Raw genomic sequence first — 5,639 nt, 5'->3', positions numbered from 1 at the left:
GTACGGGTCCGGACGTCGGCACCGCGCCAGCCCGTTTCTCGTCTAATAGAGCCGGCCGGTAAGAATGGGCCCGCCGCCGACGCCAACGAGACATGGCCCTTCTGAATCCCGGGGATAAGTTCCCGATCCTGCCCTTGACCCTCGTTGGCGGCGACACCATTGAGTTGCCGGCGGCACTCGCTGGCGACTACGCCGTCGTTCTTTTCAACCGCGGCTCGTGGTGCCCCTACTGCGTGGCTCAGCTGCGTGCTTTCCAACAGACACTGCCGCAGTTCGAGGAGGCCGGCATCAAGATTGCTTCGCTTTCCGTCGACGACGAGCCGACTGCACGGGCGATGATCGACAAGTACCAGCTGACGTTCCCGATCGGCTACGGCGCGGACGCCGACGCGATCGCCGCGGCCACCGGCGCATTCGTCAACCCGGAACCGCACTACCTGCAGTCGACCGGCTTCCTCCTGGACCCAGCCGGCCGGGTAGCACTGAGCGTCTACTCCAGCGGCGCGATCGGCCGCCTGGTCCCCGAGGACGTTCTCGGCATGGTCCGCTACCTGCGCCAACACTGACCACTGAACCGCGGCGGCGGGCCACCCAGTTGTCTCGCCGCCGCACAGATACGGCAGGGCGATCGGCTAGGGCCGACCGGCTCCTTCTCGTGGTCGCCGCCTCAGTGGAATACCACCGCGCGTCTATTCCTCGTGCAGGGCCGCGATGAGTCCGTCGAAGTCGGTCGAGCACGGGCCGCAGGCGCGCAGATGCGCCAGAATCCCCGGGTATCGCCGGGCGGCTTCCTCGGGATCGGCCAGGTGCAGGTCGGCATACACATGGAGCAACTCCGTCGCCTCGCCACAGCCGACATCCTGCGGGTCGGTCCGGAGGAACGCATCGAGATCGATCATGACGCATCCTCCGAGAGGTGGCCCTTGGCGACCAGCGCGGCGCGGAGCTTGCGCCGAGCATCGTAGAGGTTCTTGTAAATAGCGTTCCGGTTCGTCGACAGCTCGACGCACAGCGTGTCGAGCGGGACGCCGTCAAGGACGATCGCTTTGAAGATGAGCCGCTGCCGCTCGTTCAGCTCGTGCTCCATCGAGTGCCGGAAGGCGTCCATCAGCTCCCGCCACTCCGCCTCATTCTCCGAGCTGAGCCCGAACCGGGCTGGGATCCGCTCCCAGTCTGCCTCGTCGAGCGGCAGGGTCGGCTTGCGGGTCCAGAAGTGTCGGCCGATCTTGGCCGACACTTCCAGCATGACGAACTTGTAGGCCCACGTGGTGAACCGGCTTTCGCCACGGAAGCCGGCCAGCTTGCCGAGCACGGCGAGCATCGCGTCAGCGGCCGCCTGGTACGCGAGATCGTCGAGCTCCACCCCGGACAACCGGACGCGCCCGGACCGCCGGCCGACCTCGGCCCGGGCGGCTCGCAGCAGCAGATCGTGCAGCCGCGCGTGCGCATCCTCGCGAACTGCGCCCGTCGCCTGCAGATCCGCGACCCACCGCGCTGAGATCTCGTCCAGTGGCACCGCGCAAGCGTACGCAATGGCTGGCGGCGGCGGGACTTCGCCCGGTCCGGCCAGCGGTCGGCCACCCGTCGATGGCGAGCGTCACACGAATCCCCGGAAGAGCGTGGCGATCCGTCGGTAAGACCCGCACACACTCCGGACGCTCACAGAAGTGGCCCCGCCGAACAACTGGTCGACCCTTCGTCGCCTGCTCCGCACGGATCCGTGCGATGCCGGCTGCGGCGAAACCGTCGAGCTGTTGCACGTGTTCGTCGACCTTGCCGCGATCGACCCGGCCCAGGCTGCCCGGCACTACCCGGGCATCTCGGCGCACCTCCGCGCGTGCGGGTCGTGCGCGCTCGATTTCGAGGGCCTTCTGGCTCAGCTTCATGCCAGCGGCTGCAGATCACCGCGTACGCGCGAGCGTCTGAATCCCCGGCCGCTTGGTTCATGAAAGACACGCATGCCTCCCTCAAGAAGGCCGGTAGTGCCCGCAAGCAACAACGCCGCATCTTCGGGATCCGGCGCGAGTGCGGTGACGGACATTACCAACCCATGACGTGGAGTAAGACGCTACCGGCGGCCTGACGCGAACCGTGTGTCGGACAACCAACCGGAGGAGAAGCATGAAAACACCAGTTCGTCTCGCCGTCATCCTCGCCGCGGCGGCCGGTGGCGCCACGGCGATCGCCAGTCCCGCGCTGGCCGACCCGGCCCACCACAGCGGAGCGGTGTTCGTCGCGACCGACGGCACCGACGGCAACGCCGTCATCGCCTACGACAGCGCGCTGCACCAGAGGGGCACGTACTCGACCGGCGGCAAGGGTGGTGTGCTCAACGGGTCGGTCGCCGATCATGTGGCCTCGCAGGGCGCCCTGACGCTGGACCGGGCCCACAACCTGCTGTACGCGGTCAACGCCGGCAGCGACACGCTCACCGTCTTCGGAGTCCAGGGGGACCGCCTGAGCAAGCTGCAGGTCATCTCCACCGGCGGAGCGTTCCCGGTCAGCGTGACCAGCCACGGCAACACCGTCTACGTACTCAACGCGCGCAACGGCGGTTCGATCCAGGGCTACCTACGGCTCGGGTCGCGTCTGGTCAAGGTCGCCTCCTGGCACCGGGACCTGAACCTGCCGATCGCCACCGACACCGGCGAGTTCACGCACACTCCCGGCCAGGTCGCCTTCACACCCGACGGCCGCCGCCTGATCGTCACGACCAAGGCGGCAACCAACGCCATCGAAGTCTTCGACGTCGACCCGCTGCGCGGTCCGTCGACCCGACCCACCACCACGGTCGAAGACGGCGCCGTGCCGTTCGCGGTCGACTTCGACTCCGCCGGTCGCCTCGTCGTCGCCGAGGCAGGACCGAACGCGGTGGCCACATTCACCGTCGGCCGCAACGACAGCCTGACTCAGGTCTCCAGCGTGGCTACAGGGCAGGCCGCCACCTGCTGGATCGCCGGCGCGAACGGCGTCTTCTACGCGTCCAACGCTGGCAGCGGCTCCGTCACGGCAGTGAAGGACACCCGCGGCGAACTGACCGCGCAGGGCAACACGGCCACCGCGGCCGGCTCGATCGACGCGGCGACCTCACCCACCGGCGACCGGTTGTACGTACGCGGCGGCGCGACCGGCACGCTGGTCGCCTTCACCATCGGCCACAGCGGCGCGCTCACCCCGATCACCTCAGTAACCGTCCCGAACAGCGCGGGCGCCGAGGGCATCGCCGTCTCCTGACCCGGATCCGACGCCGGGCCGGCAGAGGCCGGCCCGGCCTCAGGAGACACCACTTTCGAAGGCGTGAGCATGCCGGGTCTTTATGGATTGTTGACGCCCCGCAGCGCGTCCGCGGCCGTGACCAGCGAGGCGCCCAGCAACACACTGTCCTTCACCAAGAACTGTCCGACGAGCGAAGGACTCCACACTCCCTCGCCCTCTTGTCGGGCCCCGGGCGTGCTGATCAGAAAACTGAGAGTGATCAAGAACATTGTGGCGGCGCCGAAGCTTCCGGCCGCCGAGGCCCTGGGCGCCAAGGGCTTCGCGGAGATCAGCGATCCGAGGGTGATCTCCGTGATACCGATGAGCCGCGCGAGATTGTTGGCGCCCAACCTCCGTCGAAACCATGCCAGCAGCGGACTCGCCGTGACCAGCGGCTCGATGTTCTCGACTTCGTACCGCTTGAACTTCAGCGCACCGATCCACAAAAGGTTCGCTGTCAGCGCGGAACGCATGACGAAGGTTCCCGCCAACGTCAGTCCACCCACGGGTGTATTGAGGCTTCGCATGCTCGCTCCATCGTTGCCAGGTCGGACCGTCCCGTTACCCCGCTCGGCGCCCCATATGCGTACGCCCCGGCGACGGCCGGTTCCACCGCCCGTTACGGAAGAGTTCGGAACAGCGGGAGACGACACGATGACTGGCAAGACCAGAACCTGGGGAGGAAACACCATAACCGATGAGCACTACGACACGATCGTGATAGGAACCAGCCAAGGCGCCCGATTCCTCCCTGTCGAATTGGCGAAAGCAGGGCAGAGAGTCGCCCTCGTCGAGCGTGATCAACTGGGCGGTGTCTGCGTCAACACGGGATGTACCCCGACCAAAACGATGGTCGCCACCGCGCGCCTGGCCTATCAGGCGCGCCGCGGCGCCGAATACGGCGTGCGCACTGGCCCGGTATCGGTAGACCTGGTCGCCGTGCGCGAACGTAAACGGGCCATGGTCGCCGGCGCACAGCAGAACTACGCGAGTCGCCTGGCGCAGGATGGGCTCGAGCTAATCGAAGGCGAGGCCCACTTCACGGGACCGAAGACGGTCGAGGTCGCCATGACTCATGGCGGGACGCGCCACATCAGCGCATCGACGGTGATCATCGACGCGGGCACCCGACCCAGGCCACTGGAGCTTGCCGGCGCGGGCGAAGTCCCCGTGCTCGATTCAACCTCGATCATGGAGTTGAGCGAACTCCCGAAGCATCTGATCATCCTCGGCGGGGGCTACATCGGGCTGGAGTTCGGGCAGATGTTCCGCCGGTTCGGCAGCGAGGTCACCATCATCCAAAGCGCCGCGCGGCTGATGATGACCGAGGACGAGGACGTCGCCGACGAGGTCGCCGCCATCCTGCGCGATGAGGGGATCACGATCCTGACCTCGTCGACGCCGGTGCGGGTCCAGCCGGCCGGCGGCGGTCACCTGCGACTGACCGTTCGCACCCAAGACGGTGAGCGCCAACTTGAGGGTTCGCATCTACTGTCGGCCATCGGCCGGATCCCGAACACCGAGGCCCTCAGTCCCGAGGCAGCCGGCATCCGTCTCGACAGCCAGGGCTTCATCGAAGTCGACGAGTACCTCGAAACCAGTGTCCCCGGCGTCTACGCGATGGGAGACATCAAGGGCGGCCCAGCCTTCACCCACCTCTCCTACGACGATTACCGCACCCTGCAGTCCAACCTCATGAGGCGCGGAAAGGCGAGTACCAGGGACCGGACGGTCCCGTACACGATGTTCATCGATCCGCAGCTCGGCCGTGTCGGCATGACCGAGCGCGAAGCCGCGGCGCAAGGACGCGCGATCCGCGTCGCGAAGGTCCCCATGAGCGCCGTCATCCGGGCTATCGAAACTGGAGAGACGCGCGGCTTCATGAAGACCATCGTCGACGCCGACAGCGGACAGATCCTCGGCTGCGCGGTCCTGGGCAGCGAAGGTGGCGAAATCATGACCATGATTCAGATCGCCATGCTCGGCAAGCTCACCTACACCGACATGGCGAACGCGATCTTCACACACCCTCTCCTGGCAGAAGGGCTCAACACCCTCTTCGCCATGTTCGACGACGCCTAGGACGGCGCCGTGGCGAAACTCCGCGACCTCGGTGTCAAGGCGGCCCACTTTTACACGGTGCGCAGCATCGACCCGCGCGGTGCGGCGCGCCATCACGTGTCGCAGATCGCCGACCGGTGCAACTGGTGCACGGGGCGGTCCAGTTCGCGATACCGAATCAGCTGCTGTTGATTGAGCTGGTGATGGCCGCGTTGGTGTACCGCCGTGCCGCTCGATCAACGGCCCGGTTGGCCTGCTCTGGAGTAGCGCCCTGGGCGAGCGCCTTTTCAATCGCCTCGTTGCGACGCCGCTCGACCCGGTGG

7 protein-coding genes are annotated in these 5,639 nt (G+C 66.9%); 4 read left to right on the top strand and 3 right to left on the bottom strand.

The window, feature by feature from the left end:
- The first annotated feature begins 92 nt into the window (after window positions 1-92).
- Window positions 93-566, top strand: coding sequence for a redoxin domain-containing protein (locus Raf01_RS48755; protein ID WP_203925017.1), 474 nt, complete (start codon window positions 93-95; stop codon window positions 564-566).
- A gap of 123 nt (window positions 567-689) precedes the next feature.
- Here Raf01_RS48755 and Raf01_RS48750 read toward each other — a convergent pair whose 3' ends face one another.
- Together Raf01_RS48750 and Raf01_RS48745 are read right to left on the bottom strand one after the other, a co-directional pair.
- Complete coding sequence (locus Raf01_RS48750) at window positions 690-899, bottom strand: hypothetical protein (protein ID WP_203925016.1); 210 nt, start codon at window positions 897-899, stop codon at window positions 690-692.
- Complete coding sequence (locus Raf01_RS48745; RefSeq protein ID WP_203925015.1) at window positions 896-1,516, bottom strand: sigma-70 family RNA polymerase sigma factor; 621 nt, start codon at window positions 1,514-1,516, stop codon at window positions 896-898. Before Raf01_RS48745 ends, Raf01_RS48750 begins: the two co-directional genes overlap by 4 nt.
- Before the next feature lie 151 nt (window positions 1,517-1,667).
- On the opposite strand from Raf01_RS48745, the gene Raf01_RS48740 reads away from it, so the two are divergent.
- Together Raf01_RS48740 and Raf01_RS48735 are read left to right on the top strand one after the other, a co-directional pair.
- Window positions 1,668-1,949 (top strand): hypothetical protein, encoded by a 282-nt coding sequence (locus Raf01_RS48740; RefSeq protein WP_203925014.1) that lies wholly within the window; start codon window positions 1,668-1,670, stop codon window positions 1,947-1,949.
- A gap of 172 nt (window positions 1,950-2,121) precedes the next feature.
- Window positions 2,122-3,234, top strand: coding sequence for a lactonase family protein (locus tag Raf01_RS48735; RefSeq protein ID WP_203925013.1), 1,113 nt, complete (start codon window positions 2,122-2,124; stop codon window positions 3,232-3,234).
- An 80-nt stretch (window positions 3,235-3,314) separates the two neighbouring features.
- Here the strand turns inward: Raf01_RS48735 and Raf01_RS48730 are convergent, their stop codons facing one another.
- The gene (locus Raf01_RS48730) at window positions 3,315-3,782 is read right to left on the bottom strand and encodes a DUF417 family protein (protein WP_203925012.1); all 468 of its coding nucleotides are present in this window, start codon (window positions 3,780-3,782) and stop codon (window positions 3,315-3,317) included.
- Window positions 3,783-3,909: 127 nt separating this feature from the next.
- On the opposite strand from Raf01_RS48730, the gene Raf01_RS48725 reads away from it, so the two are divergent.
- A complete protein-coding gene (locus tag Raf01_RS48725; protein ID WP_203925011.1) occupies window positions 3,910-5,337 on the top strand; it encodes a mercuric reductase in 1,428 nt (475 codons plus the stop codon).
- Window positions 5,338-5,639: the final 302 nt, after the last annotated feature.

The organism is Rugosimonospora africana (assembly GCF_016862975.1).
GTDB lineage: Bacteria > Actinomycetota > Actinomycetes > Mycobacteriales > Micromonosporaceae > Rugosimonospora > Rugosimonospora africana.
The sequence above is the reverse complement of the archived record's forward strand: the minus strand, read 5'-3'. Positions and strand labels throughout refer to the sequence as shown.

Excerpts from the sequence above, each read along its gene's own strand:
- Raf01_RS48755 (WP_203925017.1), top strand. The coding sequence starts at position 93 with ATGGCCCTTCTGAATCCCGGGGATAAGTTCCCGATCCTGCCCTTGACC.
- Raf01_RS48730 (WP_203925012.1), bottom strand. The coding sequence starts at position 3,782 with ATGCGAAGCCTCAATACACCCGTGGGTGGACTGACGTTGGCGGGAACC.
- Raf01_RS48735 (WP_203925013.1), top strand. The coding sequence starts at position 2,122 with ATGAAAACACCAGTTCGTCTCGCCGTCATCCTCGCCGCGGCGGCCGGT.
- Raf01_RS48750 (WP_203925016.1), bottom strand. The coding sequence starts at position 899 with ATGATCGATCTCGATGCGTTCCTCCGGACCGACCCGCAGGATGTCGGC.
- Raf01_RS48725 (WP_203925011.1), top strand. The coding sequence starts at position 3,910 with ATGACTGGCAAGACCAGAACCTGGGGAGGAAACACCATAACCGATGAG.